We start from the raw sequence: 20,305 nt of genomic DNA, 5'->3' as shown, positions 1-20,305 counted from the left end.
TCCGCAAAAGCAAAGAAGGGCCTGAAATGAACACCCCTCGCCGTCGCATCGCTCTCATGGTCGCGACGCTCTCCCTCGCCGGCCTCACCACCGCCTGTGGCGCGATCGGCAACGCGGTCGACTGCAACCAGGTCGGCCAGGAGGTGACCAAGATCACCACTGAGTTCCAGAGCGCTGCGGCGGGCGCGGCCACCGACCCCAAGGCCCTGGAGAAGGCCGCCCAGGAGACCTCCGACAAGCTCAAGACGCTCGCCGGCAAGTACGACGGCGACCTCGCCGGCGCGCTCAACGACTTCGCCGCCGTCTTCGGGAGCATCAAGCTGGACGACCCGTCCGGCATGCAGGCCAGCATGTCGAAGATCTCGTCGGCACAGACGAAGATCCAGAGCGCCTGCGGCTGATCCGGCCTCCGGCCGTCGCGACGCCTGCGGGGGGCAGTGCGATCGCGACGGCCGGTCCGTTTCCGCACGGGTACGGAGCCGCGGCGACCGCCGCATGTCCCGATAAATCCGTCTACGCTTGCTGCCCGTGACGGGCGACGCGCCGGCGGGCGAGACCGAGGCGGCCCCCGCCACCCCTTCCCCCTGGAAGCTGTGGCTGAGCGATCACCGGCTCGGCGTGGGCCTGATCGCCCTGCTGTCCGCCACGGCCTACGCGGCCGTCGGCCTGGTCAAGCTGGCCACCTTCCGCGCCTCCGTCTTCGACCTGGTCATCTTCGATCAAACGGTGCGCAACTACGCGCACTTCCGGCCCCCGTACGCGCCGGCGGTCGGCGCCATCCACGGCCGGGGGCTCGACTACCTGCAGCTCGCCGACCACTTCTCCCCCGCGTACGCGCTGCTCGCGCCGTTCTACTGGGTCCATGACGGGCCGGAGTCGCTCGTCGTCGCGCAGGCGCTGCTGTTCGCCGCGGCGATCCCGTTCGTCTGGCTGTTCACCCGCCGGGTGCTCGGCACCGGCCCCGCCTACCTCGTCGCCGTCGCGTACGCGCTGTCCTGGCCAGTGGCGCAGGCGATCGCGTTCGACGTGCACGAGGTGATGTTCGTCCCGCTGCTCACCTCGATCATGATCGAGCGCCACCACGCGGGCCGGTCGCTGCCGGCGTTCGCGGCGATGGGCGGGCTCCTCCTGGCCAAGGAGGACATGGGCCTGATGGTGATCGGGTTCGCCCTCTACCTGTTCGTCACCGGCGACCGCTTCCGCGGGGTGTGCTGCGCGGCGATCGGCGTCGGCGGCGTGCTCCTCGCGCGCGGGGCGCTCATCCCCATGCTGGGCGGCAGCGCCGACGACTTCTGGGCGTACGGCCACCTCGGCCCGGACGTGCCGGGCGCCCTGCTGACGCTGCTGCGGGACCCCGTCGCCGCGATCCTGCTGCCGTTCGGCGACGAGGCGAAGGTGGACACCCTCTTCCTGATGGCCTGGCCGACGCTCCTGCTGTGCCTGCTGTCGCCCCTGTCGCTGGTCGCGCTGCCGCACGTGCTCGAACGCATGCTGGCGGACCGGGCCCTGTGGTGGCAGGCGGACTTCCAGTACAACGCGTTCACCGTGGTCATCCTGCTCTGCGCGGGCGTGGACGGGCTGGCCAGGCTGCTGCGCCGGCTCCGGCGGCCCGACGACCGGTCGCTGCGGCTGGCCTGGGCGTTCGGCGCCTGCGTGGTCGCCGTGACGCTCGTCCCCCGCTTCGCGCTGGACCAGCTCTACCATCCCGACTTCTACCGGGGCGACCAGGTCAAGGTGGCCGCGGCCCGGGAGGCGGTGGCGAAGGTGCCGGCCGGCGTCGTCGTGGAGGCCGCCAACTCGGTCGGGCCCGCGCTCAGCGCCCGCACCACCGTCCTGCTGTGGACGGGGCAGCCGCACGGCGCCCCGTGGGTGGTGGCGGACACGGCCCGCTGGGAGTTCCCGTTCGGCTCGGCCGAGGAGCAGGCGGCGCAGGTGGAGCGGCTGGAGGCCGAGGGCTACCGGAGGGTGTTCGAGCGCGACGGCTACGTGGTGCTCAACCGTCCCTGAGCGGCTTCCGCGTACGCGCGGTCGAACCCCTCCAGAACGGCGGGCCAGGTGCCCGCTGTCGGCGGGGTGGCGCGGTTGTGCGCGGTGATCCGGTCGCGCATGCCCGCGTCGGCGCACAGGCGGGCCACCGCCGCCGCCATCTCGCCGAGGTCGCGGCCGAGCAGTCCCTCCGTGCCGTTCCGGACGAAGTCGGCCACCCCGCTCTGCGCCCGCGCCACCACCGGCAGACCGGCGGCGCGGGCCTCCAGCGCGGCGATGCCGAACGACTCGCGCGGCGCCGGCGCCACGAACACGTCGGCCGACTCCAGCACCTTGGCGATCTGCTCGCGCGTGTGGCGGCCGGGCAGCGACACCCAGCCGGTCATGCCGTGCCGGGTGAGGTAGCGCTCCATGGAGCCGCGCGCCGGCCCGTCGCCGATCACGGTGGCGCGCAGCGGGACGGCCGCCGGGACCAGGGCGCGCACGCGGCCGAGCAGCCGCAGCAGCCGCACCGGCTGCTTGCGCGGCGCCAGCCGGCCCACCGCGACGATGTGCACCTCACCGTGCTTCCCGAGGCCCGCGCCCGCCTCGCCGAGGTCCGCCTCGGGCTCGATGACGGCCGTGCCGGACCGCCACGCCGACAGGTCGAGGCCGTTGGAGACGACGTGCACGGGCACGCGGCCGCCCGCGACCGCGCGGATCGGCGCCGCCGCGGCGTTGCTCACCGTCGTGGCCACCAGGCCCCAGCGCTGCCAGCCGTACGCCAGACGCAGCAGCCGGTACGCGGCCCGCGTGAGCGGGTCCCACATGCTGTGCACGGTCACCACGCACGGCAGCCCGGCGCGCACGGCCGCGCGCACGCCCATCCAGGCGAACGGCGAGACCGCCCCCGTGTGGACGTGCACCACGTCGGGCCGCGACGCCGTCATCCGCCGCGTGAGATGCCCCACCCCCGCCGGGTGCACGGGCAGGTCGAAGGGCATCGGGGCGACGATCCGGTGGACGCCGGGCAGCGCCTCGCCCCGGGTGGCGGTGGCCACCTCGACCTCGTGGCCGGCCCGCCGCTGCATCCGCACCAGATCGGCGACCTGAACCTCGATCCCCCCGAGCCGCGGCAGGTAACAGTCACTCACGTGAAAGATCCGCACCCCTCCCAGACTAATCTGGGCCTGTGCCTCCACGTACCGCTGTGTTCTTCCACGCCCATCCCGACGACGAGGCCCTGCTGACGGCGGGCACGATGGCGATGCTCGCGGCCGAGGGTCACCGCGTGGTGCTCGTGGTGGCGACCGCCGGCGAGCGCGGCCTGGCCGAGATGGAGCCCGGCGACGAGCTGGGCCGCACCCGGATGGAGGAGCTGTACGAGTCCGCCGCGCTGCTCGGGTGCGCCCGCGTGGAGTGCCTGGGCTACGGCGACTCGGGCCTCAGCCCCAAGGGCGGCGTGGCCGACGAGCGGCCCGACAACGCCTTCATCGACGCCGACTCCGAGGAGGCCGCCGGCAAGCTCGCCGCCATCCTCCGGGAGGAGGAGGCCGAGCTGCTGTCGATCTACGACCCGGCGGGCGGCTACGGCCATCCCGACCACGTGCAGGTCCACCGGGTGGGGCGGCGGGCCGCGGAGATCGCGGGCACGCGGATCGTGCTGGAGGCGACGGTCAACCGCGACCCGCTGGTCAGGCTGCTGCGCCTGGCGGGCAAGGTCTACCGGTTCCCGCCGGAGTTCGACGTGCGCACGTTCGAGAGCGCGTACTCGCCCGGCGAGGCCATCACCCACCGGGTCAACGTCCGGAAGTACACGAGACAGAAGCGGGCGGCCATGGCCGCGCACGCCTCCCAGGCGAGCGGCGGCGACGGCGACCGCACCCTGGCCGTGCTGCTGAAGGTCCCCGGCCCGCTCTACCGCCTCGTGTTCGGCACGGAGTGGTACGTCCGCCGCGACGTCCCGGCCGGCACCCGCCTGCGTCATCCTCTGGACCCGTGGCCGAGTTGACACCTGCGGATGATCCGGGTCGCGTCCCCTACCGGCAGACTGGGGTGCGATGAAGAACAAGTGGCTCCAGATCGCCCTGTCCACGCTCTCGCTGGCGCTGGCCGTGGTGCTCGTCGTGTACCTCCCGCAGATCGTCCGCGCGCTGACCGGCAAGCCGGTGTCCTGGCACGAGATCGGCGCGCTGTTCGCCACGCTCGGCCCCGGCATGATCGCGCTGATGACCGCGCTGTGGCTGCTGAGCCTGCTCGCCTACACGTTCGTGCTGACCAACTCGCTGCCCGGCCTCGGCCACACGCGGGCGCTCACGCTGAACGCGGCCGGGAGCGCGGTGAGCAACCTGCTGCCGTTCGGCGGCGCGGCCGGGGTGGCGCTGACCTTCGCGATGACCCGCGGCTGGGGGTTCGCCAACCGCCCGATCGTGGTGATGACGCTGGTCAGCGGCATCTGGAACACCTTGTTCAGGTTCATCCTGCCGGCGGTCGGCATCATCGCGCTGCTCATGGCGGGCGAGGTGCCCAACCACACCGTGGCGCGGGCCGGCTGGGTGGGCGCGGTGTCGATCCTGGTGCTGTGCGCGGTCGTGGCGGCGGCCCTCTACTGGGACCGCGCCGCCGACCTGCTCGGGCGCGGCCTGGACGCGCTGGTCCGCCTGCTGCGGCTGCGCTTCCACGCCTCCGAGGCGCTGCATCGGCTGCGCGCCGACACCGCGGACATCGTCCGCACCCGCTGGCTCGGCCTGTCGGTGGGCATGGTGTTCTTCCTCGGGTTCCAGTGGGCGATCATGGCCGTGTGCATGCTGGCCACCGGCGCCTACCCCGGCCTGGCCCAGTCGATCGCCGTCTTCGCCCTGTCGCGCGTGCTCACCAGCGCCCTGATCACCCCCAGCGGGGCGGGCATCATGGAGGGCGGCGTGGTGCTCCTGCTCACCAGTGCCTTCGGGGTGGATGCGGCTCCGGCCACCGCGACCGCACTGCTGTTCGGCTTCTGGACTTACACTGTCGAGATCCCGTTCGGCGGTCTCGCCCTGGGCGCGTGGGCGCTGCTGCGCAGGCGTGACGGCCGAGGCACCGCCACGGAGCCCCCGTCCACGATCTCGAAGGCCTCCCCGTGACCATCCGAAACGAAACAAAGACCTTGTGCGTGATTCGGAAGCATGCATAGCGTGGCGGCTGACATGGTGGCGTTCCGGGTTCTGGGGCCAGTCGAGGCGTACGAAGACGACGAACTCGACCTCGGCGGGTTGCGGCAGCGGGCCGTCCTCGCCCGGCTTCTCGTGGCCAGAGGTCAGGTCGTCCCCGTCGACACGTTGCTGTACGACCTCTGGGATGACGACACGGCCAAGGGAGCCCAGTCAGGGCTCCAGGTCTACATCTCGCGGCTGCGCCGCGTGCTGGAGCCGGGCCGTCCCCGTGGCGGACCCAACCGGCTGCTGGTCACCGTCGCCTCCGGCTACGCGCTGCGGGTGGCGCCCGACCAGGTGGACGCGCTCACGTTCGAGCAGCTCGTCCGCGCCGCCGGCGAGCACCTGGAGGAGGCCGACCCGCAGTCGGCGCGCGGCCGGCTGCAGAAGGCCCTCGGACTGTGGCGCGGCACCCCCTACTCCGACTTCGCCGACCAGCCGTGGGCCGAGGCCGAGGTCCACCGGCTGACCGAGCTGCGCCTGGTGGCCCGCGAGCGCCACGCCGACACCGGCCTGCGCCTCGGCCTGCACGCCGAGACCGTGCCCGACCTGGAGGCGCTCACCACCGAGCACCCGCTGCGCGAGGAGGGCTGGCGGCTGCTCGCCCTCGGCCTCTACCGCTGCGGCCGGCAGGGCGACGCGCTCGCGGCTCTGCGCCGGGCCCGCGGCATCCTGGCCGACGAGCTGGGCATCGACCCGGGGCCGGCGCTGCGCAAGCTGGAGTCCGACATCCTCGCCCAGTCCCCCGAGCTGGAGCTCGCCACGGTGGCCCGGCCGCCGCGGCCCGTGCCGGTCGGCGACACCTGGCCGCCCCGGCCCGCCGCCGCGGTCGAGCCTCCGCCGCTGGAGCCCGAGCCGTTCGTCGGCCGCGACGCCGAGCTGGCCCGGCTGACCACCGCCGCCGGCCGTACGGGCCGGTTCCAGGTGGCGATCGTCACCGGCGTCGCGGGGGCGGGCAAGACGACGCTGCTGCGCCAGCTGGAGAGCCGGCTCGCCGGCGACGGCTGGATGACGGCCTCGGGCGCCTGCCCCGACTCCAGCGCGACGCCGCCCGGCTGGGCGTGGGTGGAGATCCTGCGCTCGCTGGTCGGCCGCACCGGCGCGGGTGAGTACTCCCAGCTTCTCGCCCCGCTGCTCGACGACGCCGCGCCCGATCCCGACGACGACGAGGTGTCCGGCGGCTTCCGCCTGCACCGGGCGGTCGGCGGTTACCTCGCCGGGGTGGCGCGGCGCGCGCCGATGCTGCTGACGCTGGAGGACCTGCACTGGGCCGACGACCAGACGCTCGCCCTGCTGCGCGCGCTGCCCAGCCTCCTGGCCACCAGCCGGGTGATGCTGGTCGTGACGTGCCGTGAGAGCGAGCTCGACGACGGGCAGTCCGACGTGCTGGCCTCGCTGGCCCGGCTGGGCCCGCTGCGCGTGCAGCTCTCGGGGCTCGACCCGAAGGCCGTGGCCGAGCTGGTGAGGGCGACGTGCGTACGCGAGATCGACGAGGACGCGGTCGAGTCGATCGTGGAGCGCACCGCCGGCAACCCCTTCTTCGTCCGCGAGACCGTCCGGCTGCTCGACTCCGAGGCCGCCGCCGACCGGGCCAGCGCGACCGAGGTGCTGTCGCGCGTGCCGTCCGGCGTGCGCGACGTGCTGCGGCGGCGCATCTCGCGTCTGCCCGCCGGGGCGCAGCAGATCCTGCTGCAGGCCGCGGTGATCGGCCGGGACGTGGACGTCGATGTGCTGGTCGACGTGGCCGGCGACATCGAGCGCAGGAGCTCGCGAGGAGAGGGCGACGGAGGAGCCGGCGACGAGCGCGGCGGGCGCGGTGACAGCACCGACGCCGTCGTGGAGGCCGTCGAGGCGGCGTTGCTCGCCGGGCTGGTCACCGAGCCGGGCCCGGGGCTGCTGCGGTTCGACCACGACCTCGTACGCGACACGATCTACTCCGACGCGTCGCGGCTGCGCCGCACCCGGCTGCACGCGGCGGTCGCGGCCGTCATCGAGCGGCGGACGCCGTCCGACGTGGCCGCGCTCGCCCATCACTACTTCCTGGCCGACGCCTCGGAGAAGGCCGTGCACTACGCCGGGCTGGCCGCCGAGCAGGCCGAGCGCCGCTTCGCCCACCGGGAGGCGGCGACGCTGTGGGAGCAGGCCATCGCCGCCTTCAACCGCACCGGCGGTGACACGCGCGACCGGCTGCTGCTCATGCTCCACCGGATCAAGGCGCTGGCGCTGTGCGGCGACATGACGGCCGCCCGGCTGCTGCGCCGCGAGGCCATGGACGCCGCGCTGCCGCTGGGCGATCTGGAGATCACCGCCCGGGTGGCGGCCTCGCTGGCCGTCCCCCACAAGGGCATGGCGCGCGACTTCACGCGCACCGCGTGGGAGATCGTGGACGTCACCGAGAAGGCGCTCATGGAGCTGCCCGAAGGTGAGCAGACCCTGCGCGCCAGCCTCCTCACGACCCTCGCGCTGGAGCTGGAGGGGTCCTCCTCGCCCGAGCGCGGGCGGCAGGCGTCGCTGGAGGCGCTGGAGCTGGCCCGCCAGAGCGGGGACCCGGTGCTGCTGGCCGCCGCGCTGAGCGGGCGGCTGCGCCAGTCGTACGACATCCCGGCGGTCGACACCCGCGAGAGCATCGGCAGGGAGCTGCTGGAGGTGGCCCAGCGCTCCGGCCAGATGGCCACGCAGGCGCTCGCCCACCTGGTGCTGCTGGAGTGCGCGGCGGCGCGCGGCGAGTTCGCCGTGGCCGACGAGCACGCCGCCGCCGCCGACCGGCTGGCGCGGCAGTACGACCTGTCGGCGCCCGCCGCGGTGTGCGCCTGGTACTCCGGGCAGCGGATGATGATCGCCGGCGACTACGCGGGGGCCGAGCGGACCTACCGCGAGGCGGCCCGCATGACGGCGCGCGCCGGCATGCTGGAGGGCCGCCAGGACCTGCCGCTGATCACCACGTTCTGCCTGCACCTGGTCGACGGCCGCGCGGCCGAGACCGTCGAGCTGCTGTCCGAGGCACACCAGCGGGGCGCCAAGTGGACGCTCGACGCGTACGCGCTGGCGCTCGCCTCCGCCGGGCACCAGGCCGACGCCAAGGCGGTGGCCGCCGTCCGGCCGCCGGTCCGGCCGGACTTCCTGTACGAGCTGGCGATGACGTGGCGGGCGCTGGCCGGGATGCTGCTCGACGACCGGGAGCGGATGGTCGACTGCTACGACAAGCTCGTGCCGTTCGCCGACCGGATCGCCGGGGCGGGCACCGGGGTGGTGGCGCTGTGGCCGGTCGCGCTGACGCTCGGCGACCTGGCGCTGCGACTGGGGCAGCCGGAGGCGGCGCGCGACCACTACGTCAAGGCGCTGGAGGTCGCGGAGCGGGTCGGCGTGCGGCGCTGGGTCGAGGCGGCCCGCCGGTCGGTCGACGGCTCGGGCGTCTGACCGGCTCGTCAGCGGGCCGGCGACGCCGGCGTGATCCCGCCACTCGCCCGCTCGTTGCCCCGGCCGGTGATCGGCCCGGTGACAGGTGTCGCGCGGGCCGAAAGGGTCACGGTCTGCTCGCCCCGGGCGGTGGTGCTCGGGGTGTCGTGGGCCGCGAATCCCACGTACGCGGCGGTGAAGGCGAGGGTCGCCACGAACAGCTTGGCCGTGTGCGCCGCCCCGCTGAGCAGGACCGCGGCACTTGTCTTCCACATGATCGTGACTCCTGTTCGCACACTACAGGTGTACGCGCGAGCGATTGAGGAGTGGTTGCCGATGGCTTGCACCTTCCGCACGGCCGGAGTCGCCTCGTGGGCGCGCGGCGGGCAGGCCGATGTGGCAGGGTCGGAGAGGGTGGCGGCCGGGACCGCCTGTGGCGGGCACGGCGGAGCGTGAACTAAGGTTAGCCTGACCTTTGTACGATCTGGGATGGTGATGTAACGCTATGTCGCGTCCGGCGCTCGCCGTCCCCTCCCCCACCGAGCCGTTCTGGCTCGGCCTGCCGTACTGGCTGGTGGGAGCCATCCTGATCGCGGCCCTCTTCGGGGCGTTCCAGGTCTACTACTGGGTCGGGCGCAGGCTCGGCGAGCGGCTGTACGACTCGCGGATCGGCGTGCGGTTGGGCCGCGAGCGCATCGCGAAGGTCGAGCGGATCGTCGAGCGGTGGGGCGCGCTGGCCGTGTTCGGCTGCTTCTGGGTGCCGATGCTGCGGCACACGCTGCCGTGGGTGGCCGGGGCGCTGCGCGTGTCGTATCCGTGGTACCTGGTGGCGAGCGCGCTGGGGTGCCTGACATGGGCGCCGATGTGGTGGTTCGGACTGACGGCGCTGGTGTGGGGCTGGCTGCGACTGGCCGCCGCGTCGCCGGTGACGGCCGTGGTGGTGGCCGTGCTGGCGGTGGCGGGCGTCGTCGCCTTCACGCTCCGGCGTCGCAGGAAGCGCGCCGCCAAGGCCCTCGTGTCCTGAGCCCGCACGTGTCCTGAGCCGCACGTGCCCTGAGCCGCACGTCGCCGGGGCCCTGCGCCAGGCCGGGCCCTGCGTCAGGCGGGGGCGTGGGTGTGGTCCTCGACCGTGGCGTCCGGGGCGATCCGGCGGACCGACTCGATCCCGTTCACGCAGGCGGCCTTCGTCGCGAACCCCTCCCCGACCGCGACCGTCTGCCCGTTCCCCGCGATCAGCGCGAAGCGGAATCCGCCTGTCTCGTCCCTGCTGATGACATACCTGCCCGCCATGACGCCCCCGTTCGCCATCGTCCGTAACGGCGGTTTACCCGTCACTGGTCCTTGTTGTCGCGTCTTTGAGACCTGGTTCGGCAAACGGAGCATTGATCACCTGGGACCATATCGCCATGCGTATTGGGGGTTTCATCGGCTCTGCCGCTCTCGTTCTCGCCCTGGGGGCCACCTCTCCCGCGCCCGCGGGCGCCCTGCCGGCGTCCGCGGTGCAGCCCGCCGCCATGGCCAGTACCGTGGCCGTGTCCGTGCCGAAGGTGGGGGCCAAGACGGCGTACGTGGTGGACTCGGCCGGAACGGTGCACTTCGGTAAGCGCCAGACCAGCCGGGTCCCGGTGGCCAGCCTGGTCAAGGTCATGACCGCGTACGTGGTGCTGCGCGAGGCGCAACTGACCGACACGATCGAGATCACCGCGACCGACGTGCGCCACGCCACGAGCAACGGCGCCACCACGGCCGCGCTGAAGAAGGGCGAGCGGCTGACGGTCCGCGACCTGTTGTACGGGCTGATGCTGCCGTCGGGGGCGGACGCGGCCAACGCGCTGGCGCGCAGGTACGGTCCGGGGACGACCGCGTTCGTGGCCAAGATGAACGCCCAGGCCAAGCGGCTCGGCCTCCAGAACACCCGCTACACCAACCCCGACGGCCTGCCCACCCCGTCGAAGGGCGGCTACTCCACGGCCGTGGACCAGGTGAAGCTCGCGGAGACGGCGCTCGGCGACGCCACGTTCAGGACGGTCGTGGGCAGCGCGGTGCACCGGGTGGCCAAGTCCGCCGTGCACCGGGCGCACACCTGGCGCAACACCAACAAGCTGCTCCAGCAGGCCGACGGGGTGCTCGGTGTCAAGACCGGCTACACGGACGCCGCGGGGTTCTGCCTGCTGTTCGCCGGGGAGCGCAGCGGCCGCGAGGTGGTCGGCGTGCTGCTCGGCGACCAGGACGCCCGCCGCTTCACCACGGCGGAGCAACTGCTCGACTACGCGGGCGAGCAGATCGCCGGCGGCTGACCGGCCCCCGCTGATTCGTCCCACGTGGTCCGTTGATCGGTGGGTTCGGTAGCCTGACGTGCTCAAGGCATCCCGGACGCAGACCGATCGACAGAAGGGACCGCGCGCGTGCTCGACGACGCCGGACTCCAGGCGCTCCGCGAAGCGGCGCGTTTCTCGCCGGACAACCTTCCTCTGCGACGGCACCTCGCCGACCAGCTCCTGGGTAAGGGGTACCTCGCGGAGGCGGAGGCCGAGTACCGGGCGGCCCTGGTGCTGGCGCCCGGGGACCCGGCGATCGCGGCCGGGCTGGCCGAGGCGTTCGTCCGGCAGAGCGCGTACGGGCCGGCGCTGTCCGTGCTGGAGCCGTTCCTCTCGACACCCGGACACGCGCCCCGGCTGGGCGTGATCGCGGCCAGGGCGCTGCTCGGCGAGGGCGACGCGCACGGCGCGGCCCGCCGCTACCACGAGGCCGTCTCCCGCGACGCCTCGCTGGCCGACGCCGACCTCGCGGCCCGGCTGACGCCCCAGCCGGCAGCCCCGGCGGGGACCCCCGTGGGGACGTCGTGGGGCGGCCCTCCGGCCGGGCCCGCGCACCAGCCCGTGCAGCCCCTGCAGCAGCCCGTGGGCGGGCCGGACGCCGCGCAGGTCGAGCGGTCCGCGATCTCCTTCGCGGACGTGGCCGGCATGGAGGCCGTCAAGGAGGCACTGCGCGTCAAGCTGCTGCTGCCGATCCAGCAGCCCGAGCTGTTCAAGGCGTTCGGCAAGCGGGCCGGCGGCGGCGTGCTGCTGTACGGCCCGCCGGGCGCCGGCAAGACCCACCTGGCGCGGGCCGCCGCCGGCGAGCTCGGCGCGGCGTTCGTGAACGTCGGCCTGTCCGACGTCCTCGACATGTACATCGGCTCCAGCGAGCGCAACCTGCGCGGCATGTTCGACCTGGCCCGCCGTCACCGGCCGTGCGTGCTGTTCTTCGACGAGGTCGACGCGCTGGCGGCGCGCCGCTCCGACATGCGGCAGGCTCACACCCGCCAGCTCGTCAACCAGTTCCTGGCCGAGCTCGACGGCGTGGACCAGCACGCCAACGAGGGCGTCCTCGTGCTGGCCGCGACGAACGCCCCCTGGTACATCGACGTGGCCTTCCGCCGCCCGGGCCGCTTCGACCAGCTCGTGTTCGTGCCGCCGCCGGACCTGGCGGCCCGTGCCGCGATCCTGCGGATCCTGTGCCGCGACAAGCCGCTGGCGGAGATGGACTTCGAGGCGGTGGCGCGGGTCACGGACCTGTTCGCCGGCGCCGACCTCAAGGGCGTGGTGGACCGGGCGGTGGAGGCCAAGCTGCACCAGTCGATCAGCGCGGGCCGGCCCATCCCGCTGTCCACCGCCGACCTGCTGGCCGCCGCGCAGGCGGTCAGGCCGGCGGCCGTGCGCGAATGGCTGGGAACCGCCCGCAACTACGTGATGCACGCCAACGACTCGGGCGCCTGGGACGAGCTGATGCCATGGATCAAGCAGGTCCGATGACCATGCCGTCCGCGCCCGTCGCGGGCGCGATCCAGCGGGCCCGGGCCCTGCTGGAGCTGTCCCGCCCCGCCGACGCCGAGCGGGAGCTGCGCGGCGTCCTGGCCGAGGCCCCGGAGCACGCGACCGCGCACGCCTACCTCGCCGTCGCGCTCGACGCGCAGAACAGGGGGGCCGAGGCGGTCGCGGAGGCGCACGAGGCCGTGCGGCTGGCGCCGGAGCACTGGTTCACGCACTACATCGCCGCCCAGGTTCACCGGGGCGCGAACCGGCTGCCCGAGGCGGTCGCGGCGGCGCGGGCGTCCCTGGCCCTCTCCCCCGAGGAGGCGCTGACCTGGGAGGTGCTGGCGCGGGCGCACCTGCAGGCCGGCCAGTGGCGGGATGCGGCCGAGGCGGCCGGGCGCGGGCTGGCCGTCGCACCCGAGGAGTCCGATCTCGCGAGTCTGCTGGCGCTCGCCCTCAGCTCGCTGGGCGACGCCGCCCGGGCGCGGGAGACCGCCTCGCGGGCCGTGGCGCTGAGCCCCGAGAGCCCGCTCGCCCACCTGGCCTACGGGCAGGCGGCGTTGGCCGCCGGCGACCCGGGGGAAGCGGCGTCGGCCTTCCGGGAGGTGCTCCGCCTGAATCCGGGCTTCGACACCGCCCGCGGGCTGCTGCTGGCCGCGCTCAAGCAGCGCAACCCCGTGTACCGGGTACTGTCGCGGCTGCGGGAGAGGTTCTTCGGCCGGGGGTGGCTGGTGCTGCTGCTCCCGGCGATGCCGGGGCTCATCGCCGCGTTCGTCCTCATCGCGCTGCTGCACTGGGGGGCGTGGGTGGCCGAGGCGTTCACCACGGTGCGCCTGGCGCGAGGCAAGACGACGAGGCTGCTGTTCGCGAGCGGCGACGCGCGGCAGGCGGCGCTGTGCTGCGGCCTGCCGGTCGCCGGCGCGGTGGTGCTGACGCTCGGGGCGGCGACGGGCCTGGAGGCGGTGGCGACGGCGGGCGGCGCGGTCATGGCGCTGGTCACCCCGGTCCAGGAGGCCGGGCACACCGGCTCACGGCGCGCCCGCAAGCTCCTGTACGGCTGGTCGGCGCTGCTCGCCGTGGCCGTCGCCGCGTCCGTGCCGCTGTCGTCGGCCCCGATGGCGCTGCTGACGGCGTACGCGGCTCTGGCGACGATCTGGATCGCGGCCGGAGTGCGACGCTTTCTCGGCACGTGACGGGAAATTCCACCCTTCGCCCTTTATTCCGTTTTTAGGGCCGCAAAGGCGCACCACGAATGCCGTCAATCGGGCATTGCGCGTCACGCAATACCGGCAATGACAGGATGCGCCGCCCGTTGACGCTTTTTCACCTTTACTTTCCCTGTACGGGGAATTCCGATTCGGCGTGGCGGCATGGGATGGCTCGCGGCAACTGTAAGCATCTTTACCATCACGCTGGGATGTCTCAGCGTGCGCAAGTGGGCCTTTCCGGCCAATGGATTGTCCGCGGCCATCCGCCGCGTTCCGAGAGGAACGGTACCTCTGATGTTCACCAGTTCCCGAACCACCGAGACCGCCACCCGGCCGGTCAAGGCGCTGTTGATGCTCGCCACGGCCGGAAGCCTGTCCGTGGTGCTCGCCGCGGGCCTGTCCGTCCCGGCGCTGGCGTCACCGCCGAAGGACAAGCTCAAGAAAGCCGTCAGGCAGGCCGTGTCGTCGCATCAGCACAGCAAGCGCGGGACCACCGACACGGTGGACTCGGACGGCACGGACCCCGCGGTCACCGCGTTCACCACGGACGACGATGACGACGACGATGACGACGCCGACGACAACACGTCGACCACCACGACGCCCATCAAAAGGCATCTCAACCGCCACATCCACCTCGCCGGAGCCGGGGACGACTGCAACCGGGGCACCTTCTTCAAAATCCACTCTCTGGAGCCGAGGCACTTCTACATCCCGCGCACCCGCTTCGTCGACGGCCCCGGCGGCTCGATGACGGTGAGCGTCCACCGGGAGCACGAGGTGCTCGCGTTCGTGGAGGCGGACTTCGCCAAGCTCAGGTCGGTCAGCAGGACGATCACGCCCGACACCGTGATCCGCACGCTCACGAGGACCGTCACGCCGCACCTGGAGAAGCGGCACATGGTCTTCAGCGGCCACGACTACACGCAGGACATCAGCAAGGGCAAGTACGGCAACATGTGGTACCGCGTCTTCGGTTACCGCGTCCACTTCGGCGTCCGCGCCCGGCTCGACAGTTGCAAGGTGCTCAACGTCACCAACGGAATCGCCGACATCCCGTCCCGCGTGGAGGGCTGGCGGTACTGGGAGACGGACAAGCCCAAGTTCCACGGCCACGTCCTGTCGCAGAAGTAACCGGTCCTCACAGCGACCAGCCGGCCGCGCTCCCAGGACGGGGGCGCGGCCGGCGCTCTGTCAGCTCTTCCCCTCGACCGCCCGCTGCCGGAAGGTCTGCGCGCCGGCGCGATGCACGGCGGCCTTGACCAGGCCGAAGATGGCGCCCTGAATCGCGGCGGCGGCGAGGACCTCCGTCCAGCCGCGGGCCAGGTCGCCCGCGTCCGGTGCGTCCTCCTGACCCGACGCCAGCTTCCACACGCGCTTGAACAGCCCGGCGGCCAGGGCTCCACTGAGCATGCCCATTCCGAGCGATGTGGCTTTCTCCACAGGTTTCATGTCATCTCCTCCCGACGGTGTCTGCCTGTGCCCCGTGTCACGGTCCTAAACGCGCGTACGCCGTCTCCTGGACACGCTCGGCCCGGCAGGGAGCCGAACCATTGATGGCGCAATTCCCGGTCAACCCCGATGAGCCGCTCCCCGCCGTGCCGTACGCGGAACTACTCCCGGCGGCGTAGCCGAGGCCACCGGATGATCCCTGTGAGGTAGCGGGAGAAGACCTCGCTGTGGGATGCCCCCAGCCGATGGCCGGACGACGATAGCGGGCCATGGGAACTCCATTCCGATATGTCCACGGGGCCACGTGGCCGGCCACCGGGCTGCTCGCCGTCGTTTCCCGCCGTGCCGAAACGGCGCCCGCATGACGATGACCCGACGGCAGGCGCTGCGGCTGCTCGGCCTGGGCGCGGCGGCGCTGACCGTCCCGGGCTGCTCGCTGCTGGGCCGTACGCCGTCGCCCAGGCTGCTGGTCGGCGGGGCGCCGCTGCCCGAGCCGTACACGGTGCCGCTGCCGCTGCCCGCGGCGGCCAGGCCGCACAGGACCGACGCGACCACCGACTACTACGAGCTCGTGCAGCGGCCGGCCGAGGCGGAGATCCTGCCCGGCCTGCGCACCCCGATCTGGGGGTACGACGGGCAGTTCCCCGGGCCCACCATCCGGGCGCGCAGCGGACGCCGGACCGTCGTCCGCGTCACCAACAGACTCGGCGTCCCGACCGTCACCCATCTGCACGGCGGCCACACCCCGCCGGAGTCCGACGGGTATCCCACCGACCTGGTCCAGCCGGGCGCCCACCGCGACCACACCTTCCCGCTGGAGCAGCGGGCCGCCACGCTCTGGTACCACGACCACCGCATGGACCACGCCGGGCCGCAGGTCTGGCGGGGGCTGGCCGGGTTCTTCCTGGTGGGCGACGAGGAGGAGGCGGCGCTGCCGCTGCCCGCGGACGAGCGGGACCTGCCCCTGATGATCTGCGACCGCTCCTTCGCCACCGACGGCACCATGCCCTACCCCACCCGCGGCGACGCGCCCGGCGCCCGGGAGGCGTTCATGGGCGGTGTGCTCGGCGACGTCATCCTGGTCAACGGCGCGCCCTGGCCGCGGCTCGGGGTGGACCGTGCCCGGTACCGGCTGCGGCTGCTCAACGGCTCCAACGCCCGCACGTACGAGCTGGGTCTGTCGCCGGGCGGCACGCTGACGCAGATCGGCAGCGACGGGGGGCTGCTCGCCGCGCCCCGCTCCCTGCGGCGAGTACGGCTGGCGCCGGGCGAGCGGGCGGACGTGATCGTCGACTTCGCCGCCCACCGCGTCGGCGACCACGTCGAGCTGCGCAACCTCCTGGAAGAGGGGCCGCAGGCGCGCGTGATGCGCTTCACCGTCGAACGGGACGCCCGCGACGACTCGGCCGTGCCGAAGACGCTGTCACGCGTCGAGCCGCTGGACCCGGCCAAGGCCGCGGTGACCCGCGACTTCACGTTCACCAGCGGCAGCATGCACGGCGGCACCGGCTGGCTGATCAACGACAAGCCCTTCGACGCCCGCCGCGTCGACGCCCGCCCCAAGCTCGGCCAGACCGAGATCTGGCGGCTCACCAGCGACGTCTCCCACCCCGTCCACCTGCACCTGTCTCCCTTCCAGGTGCTCTCCGCCGGCGGCGAGCGCCCCGCCGGGCCGCCCGAATGGAAGGACACCGTCGAGCTGCGGGAGGCGCAGACCGTGGAGATCATCACCCGCTTCACCGGCTACCGCGGCCGGTACGTCCTGCACTGCCACAATCTCGAACACGAGGACATGGCCATGATGAGTACCTTCGAGGTGATCTGATGCCCGACTTCCACGCCCTCCTCACCATCCGGACGGTGCAGCCATGAGAATCGCGATCATCGGCTCCACCGGGCGTACCGGCCGGCACGTCCTGGCCGAGGCGCTCCGGCGCGGCCATCAGGTCACCGCGTTCACCCGTGACGCCACCGCCCTCGCCGGGAACCCGGAGCCGCACGCCGTCGTCGAGGGCGACGGCCGCGACCCGGACAAGGTCCGCGCGGCCGTGGACGGCGTCGACGCGGTGATCTCCATCATCAACGGCGGCGGCAAGCGTGACCCGCACCGGGCGGCCCAGGCCACCCGGACCATCATGCGGGCCATGGCCGGGACGGGGACACGGCGGCTGGTCGTGACCACGCCCTACCCGAACGTCGCCCGCCGGCCGTACCTGGTCCTCTGGCTGCTGCGCCGCCTGCTGGCCACGCCCTACGCCGACGCCCACGCCCTCGAACAGGCGGTCGCCGCGAGCGACCTGGACTGGACCATCGCCAGGCTGACCAGGCTCACCGACGGTCCCGCCGCCGGCTCCGGGCTGGTCAGCCACGGCCTGCTCGCCAAGCCGCGAGCACTGACCCGGGCGGACGTGGCCACGACCCTGCTGGACATCGTGCACGACCCTGGCCTGAGCCGCGCGGCCGTCAACATCTGCGGCCGCTGAGCCGCGGGGCGGACGGGCGTGGATCGACCGGGCGAGCAGCCCGTTCGGAGTGAGCCGATCGTCGCGCCCGCCTAGGGCATGATGGCCGCATGGCGGTGACATCGACCAGGGGCGGCGCCGTACAGCCGAGTGCCGAGACCGCGAGGCGGCTTCGTGACGCCTTCGCCGCGGGTGACCTCCTTGATCTGCGCGTCGGCGACCGGACGAGCGCCGATGACCATGACCCTGGGACATGGTCACCGGCCAGGGTCGTCGCCGCTGACGTCATCACCTCCTTGCTGCTCGGGAAGGTGGACGCCGAGCCGGGGCAGGTCCCCCAGCTGTTCCTGGCCGGGGCGCACATCGTGGGCAGGCTCGACCTTGACGGCGCCGAGGTCGCCCACCGGCTGCAGCTGATCGACTGCGTGCTGGAGCAGGAGCTGCTGCTCAACGACGCACGCACCCGCACGATCGTCCTGGACGGGTGCCGGCTGCCGGCGTTGAACGCCGAGATGGCGAGGATCGACGGGAACCTGGTGCTCGCCAGATGCGTGGCCTCCAAGCTCGCTCTGCTCGGCGCGCGGGTGGATGGGATTCTCGCGCTCAGCGGGTCGAGGATCGAGGGCGTCGACGGGGTCGCGATACAGGCGGACGGGCTGACCGTCTCCAACGATCTTTTCCTGCGCGAGGGGTTCCGAGCCGCGGGGCGGGTGTGCATGCCGGGCGCCGTCATCGGCGGAGACCTCGCGCTGTCGGATGCGGAGCTGACCGGGCCGGACATCTCTCTGAACGCCGGCACCGCACAGGTCAAGGGCCACCTCTGGCTGGGGCCCACGCTCACCGTCGCAGGTGAAATCACTCTGCACTACGCGGCCGTCGAAGGGCGGGTCCACATCGAGGAAGCCAGGCTGGGCGGGTTCGGAGCCACTCGCGCGCGGTTCGGGACCGACCTGTTCGTGGCCGCGCACGCGCGATGTGGCGGCGCGCTCACGCTGACGGGGGCGAGCGCGGTGGGCCGGATCGACCTCGAACTCCTGGAGCTCACCGACGGGGCGGCCCTGCTGTGCCAGGAGGTCCAGGCGGGGGTGCTGGAGCTGCCGCGCCGCATGACCGGGCCGCTCGACCTGACGAATGCCCGGATCGGCGTCCTGAAGGGCGTGCGCCCGCCGTGGCCGGACAGGGTGTCCATCGGCGGTCTCACCTATGACTCCATCGACCCGGTACACCCGGCCTCGAAGCAGATCGACTGGTTACGCCGCAATCCGTCGGGCTACCAGCCGCAGTCGTACGAACAGCTCGCCGCCATGTACCGGCGGATCGGGCACGAGAGGGACGCCCGTGCGGTCCTCCTGGCCAAGCAGCGCGACCGCCGCAGGACATTGCCATGGGTCGAGCGCGCGGCCGGGTTCGTCCACGACATCACCGCCGGGTACGGCTACCGCTCCTGGCTGGCGGCCCTCTGGCTGATCGCGTTCCTGGCGGCGGGCACGGCCTACTTCCTCGGATCTCCTCCGCCGCCGCTCAAGGCCGGCGAACATCCCGACTTCAACGCCCTGGCCTACTGCCTCGACCTGATCATCCCCGTGATCGACCTCGGCCAGGCCAAGGCATGGAATCCGCACGGCCTCGACCAGCTCGTCTCCTACGTGCTCACCCTGGTCGGCTGGCTGCTCACCGTGTCGGTCGTCGCGGGCGTCACCAGGGTCCTGGTCCGGGACTGACGCTCTTACGTTCGGCCAAGCAGAAACGCGTCACAAGGAAGTGCTCACAGTGACAAGAGGCCGAACCAGCGAGGACCGCGGCCTCACGCCCGGAACGTCCGGCGGTAGGCGTCCGGTGGTACGCCGATCGTGCGGTGGAAGTGGCGGCGCAGTGTCGTCGCCGTGCCCATGCCCGCGGCCGAGGCGATGGTGTCGACGCTGTCGTCCGTGGTCTCCAGCAGCTCCTGCGCGCGGCGGATCCGCTGCGTCAGCAGCCACTGCAGCGGAGTGGTGCCGGTCACCGAGCGGAAGTGGCGGGCCAGGTGGCGCGAGCTCATGTTCGCCTGGCGGGCCAGGTCCTCCACGGTGAGCGGCTGGTCCAGCCGCCGCATCACCCAGGGGAGCAGCTCGGCGAGGGGATGGCCGTCCTGGGCGGGCACCGGTGTGGTGACGAACTGCGCCTGGCCGCCGGCCCGGTGGGGCGGCACGACCAGGCGGCGGGCGACCACGTTGGCGATCGCCGAGCCGTGGTCGCGGCGGACCAGATGCAGGCACAGGTCCATGGCCGCGGCCTTGCCCGCGGACGTGAGCACGCTGCCGTTGTCGACGTAGAGCACGTCCGGGTCGACCTGCACCCGGGGATGGCGCGCGGCCAGCTCCTCGGTGTGGGCCCAGTGCGTGGTCGCGCGCAGCCCGTCCAGCAGGCCGGCGGCGGCGAGCACGAACGCGCCCGTGCACAGGGAGACCACTCGCGCGCCTGACTCGTGGGCCGCCCGCACCGCCTGGACAAGGTCGGCCGGCGGGTCGTCGTCGACGTCCGCCAGGGCGGGGACGATCACGGTGCCGGCGCGCGTGAGCAGGTCGAGCCCGCCGTCCGGCTCCAGCAGGAACCGGCCGACCCGGACGGCGTGCGCGCCGCACACCGTGACGTCGTACCAGGGCCCCGGCAGGGCGGCGGGGGCGGAGCCGAAGACCTCGTAGGCCAGGGCCAGCTCGAAGTGCAGCATCCCGTCGGTAGCGGCGACCGCGACGGAGCGCGGGAAAGGGCTCATGTCGGAAATTGTACGGGTCGTGTCGTTCCAGACACTGGGCCGCGATGGGGCAACTGGGACAGGATTTCCCCCGTGACAACGTCGA

18 protein-coding genes are annotated in these 20,305 nt (G+C 72.9%); 13 read left to right on the top strand and 5 right to left on the bottom strand.

Features of this window, described 5'->3' with window-relative positions:
* The first annotated feature begins 26 nt into the window (after nt 1-26).
* Both ABZS51_RS12615 and ABZS51_RS12610 read left to right on the top strand, forming a co-directional pair.
* Nucleotides 27-401, top strand: coding sequence for a hypothetical protein (locus ABZS51_RS12615; protein WP_355439270.1), 375 nt, complete (start codon nt 27-29; stop codon nt 399-401).
* A gap of 127 nt (nt 402-528) precedes the next feature.
* On the top strand, nt 529-2,007 hold the full coding sequence (locus ABZS51_RS12610) for a DUF2079 domain-containing protein (protein WP_355439267.1): 1,479 nt from the start codon (nt 529-531) through the stop codon (nt 2,005-2,007).
* On the opposite strand, the gene ABZS51_RS12605 is transcribed toward ABZS51_RS12610, so the two are convergent.
* A complete protein-coding gene (locus ABZS51_RS12605; RefSeq protein ID WP_355439264.1) occupies nt 1,983-3,119 on the bottom strand; it encodes a glycosyltransferase family 4 protein in 1,137 nt (378 codons plus the stop codon). The two genes, ABZS51_RS12610 and ABZS51_RS12605, sit on opposite strands and share 25 nt — an antisense overlap.
* Nucleotides 3,120-3,157: 38 nt before the next feature.
* On the opposite strand from ABZS51_RS12605, the gene ABZS51_RS12600 reads away from it, so the two are divergent.
* The 3 genes from ABZS51_RS12600 to ABZS51_RS12590 are packed head-to-tail and all read left to right on the top strand — an operon-like array spanning nt 3,158 to nt 8,573.
* Complete coding sequence (locus tag ABZS51_RS12600; protein ID WP_355439260.1) at nt 3,158-3,976, top strand: PIG-L family deacetylase; 819 nt, start codon at nt 3,158-3,160, stop codon at nt 3,974-3,976.
* A 49-nt stretch (nt 3,977-4,025) separates the two neighbouring features.
* Complete coding sequence (locus ABZS51_RS12595) at nt 4,026-5,087, top strand: lysylphosphatidylglycerol synthase domain-containing protein (RefSeq protein WP_355439257.1); 1,062 nt, start codon at nt 4,026-4,028, stop codon at nt 5,085-5,087.
* A gap of 51 nt (nt 5,088-5,138) precedes the next feature.
* A complete protein-coding gene (locus tag ABZS51_RS12590) occupies nt 5,139-8,573 on the top strand; it encodes a BTAD domain-containing putative transcriptional regulator (RefSeq protein ID WP_355439254.1) in 3,435 nt (1,144 codons plus the stop codon).
* 8 nt (nt 8,574-8,581) lie between these two features.
* Here the strand turns inward: ABZS51_RS12590 and ABZS51_RS12585 are convergent, their stop codons facing one another.
* Nucleotides 8,582-8,827 carry a hypothetical protein gene (locus ABZS51_RS12585; RefSeq protein WP_355439251.1) on the bottom strand — a complete coding sequence of 82 codons (246 nt, stop codon included), beginning with the start codon at nt 8,825-8,827 and terminating at the stop codon, nt 8,582-8,584.
* A gap of 230 nt (nt 8,828-9,057) precedes the next feature.
* Here ABZS51_RS12585 and ABZS51_RS12580 point away from each other — a divergent pair, with 230 nt between their 5' ends.
* Entirely contained in the window at nt 9,058-9,576 is a 519-nt protein-coding gene (locus tag ABZS51_RS12580; RefSeq protein ID WP_310717060.1) for a VTT domain-containing protein, read from the top strand.
* A 74-nt stretch (nt 9,577-9,650) separates the two neighbouring features.
* Here ABZS51_RS12580 and ABZS51_RS12575 read toward each other — a convergent pair whose 3' ends face one another.
* On the bottom strand, nt 9,651-9,842 hold the full coding sequence (locus ABZS51_RS12575) for a DUF1508 domain-containing protein (protein WP_355439247.1): 192 nt from the start codon (nt 9,840-9,842) through the stop codon (nt 9,651-9,653).
* Between the two features lie 116 nt (nt 9,843-9,958).
* On the opposite strand from ABZS51_RS12575, the gene ABZS51_RS12570 reads away from it, so the two are divergent.
* From ABZS51_RS12570 to ABZS51_RS12555, 4 genes are all read left to right on the top strand, one after another.
* On the top strand, nt 9,959-10,849 hold the full coding sequence (locus ABZS51_RS12570) for a serine hydrolase (RefSeq protein ID WP_355439244.1): 891 nt from the start codon (nt 9,959-9,961) through the stop codon (nt 10,847-10,849).
* A gap of 108 nt (nt 10,850-10,957) precedes the next feature.
* Entirely contained in the window at nt 10,958-12,346 is a 1,389-nt protein-coding gene (locus ABZS51_RS12565) for an ATP-binding protein (RefSeq protein ID WP_355439241.1), read from the top strand.
* Nucleotides 12,343-13,539 carry a tetratricopeptide repeat protein gene (locus ABZS51_RS12560; RefSeq protein WP_355439238.1) on the top strand — a complete coding sequence of 399 codons (1,197 nt, stop codon included), beginning with the start codon at nt 12,343-12,345 and terminating at the stop codon, nt 13,537-13,539. Before ABZS51_RS12565 ends, ABZS51_RS12560 begins: the two co-directional genes overlap by 4 nt.
* Before the next feature lie 309 nt (nt 13,540-13,848).
* The gene (locus ABZS51_RS12555) at nt 13,849-14,688 is read left to right on the top strand and encodes a hypothetical protein (RefSeq protein WP_355439235.1); all 840 of its coding nucleotides are present in this window, start codon (nt 13,849-13,851) and stop codon (nt 14,686-14,688) included.
* A gap of 60 nt (nt 14,689-14,748) precedes the next feature.
* Here ABZS51_RS12555 and ABZS51_RS12550 read toward each other — a convergent pair whose 3' ends face one another.
* On the bottom strand, nt 14,749-15,006 hold the full coding sequence (locus ABZS51_RS12550) for a DUF4235 domain-containing protein (protein ID WP_355439232.1): 258 nt from the start codon (nt 15,004-15,006) through the stop codon (nt 14,749-14,751).
* 361 nt (nt 15,007-15,367) lie between these two features.
* Between ABZS51_RS12550 and ABZS51_RS12545 the strand changes: the two genes are divergently transcribed.
* The 3 genes from ABZS51_RS12545 (at nt 15,368) to ABZS51_RS12535 (ending at nt 19,189) form a co-directional block, all read left to right on the top strand.
* Nucleotides 15,368-16,831, top strand: coding sequence for a multicopper oxidase family protein (locus ABZS51_RS12545; protein ID WP_355439229.1), 1,464 nt, complete (start codon nt 15,368-15,370; stop codon nt 16,829-16,831).
* Nucleotides 16,832-16,874: 43 nt separating this feature from the next.
* Complete coding sequence (locus ABZS51_RS12540) at nt 16,875-17,489, top strand: NAD(P)-binding oxidoreductase (protein ID WP_355439226.1); 615 nt, start codon at nt 16,875-16,877, stop codon at nt 17,487-17,489.
* A gap of 89 nt (nt 17,490-17,578) precedes the next feature.
* Nucleotides 17,579-19,189 carry a hypothetical protein gene (locus tag ABZS51_RS12535; protein ID WP_355439223.1) on the top strand — a complete coding sequence of 537 codons (1,611 nt, stop codon included), beginning with the start codon at nt 17,579-17,581 and terminating at the stop codon, nt 19,187-19,189.
* 83 nt (nt 19,190-19,272) lie between these two features.
* Here ABZS51_RS12535 and ABZS51_RS12530 read toward each other — a convergent pair whose 3' ends face one another.
* On the bottom strand, nt 19,273-20,220 hold the full coding sequence (locus tag ABZS51_RS12530; RefSeq protein WP_355439220.1) for a helix-turn-helix domain-containing protein: 948 nt from the start codon (nt 20,218-20,220) through the stop codon (nt 19,273-19,275).
* Nucleotides 20,221-20,305: the final 85 nt, after the last annotated feature.

The sequence above is a fragment of the Nonomuraea sp. NPDC005501 genome (assembly GCF_040605905.1).
Classification (GTDB): Bacteria; Actinomycetota; Actinomycetes; order Streptosporangiales; family Streptosporangiaceae; genus Nonomuraea.
This window is presented reverse-complemented; position numbering and strand designations above follow the sequence as displayed.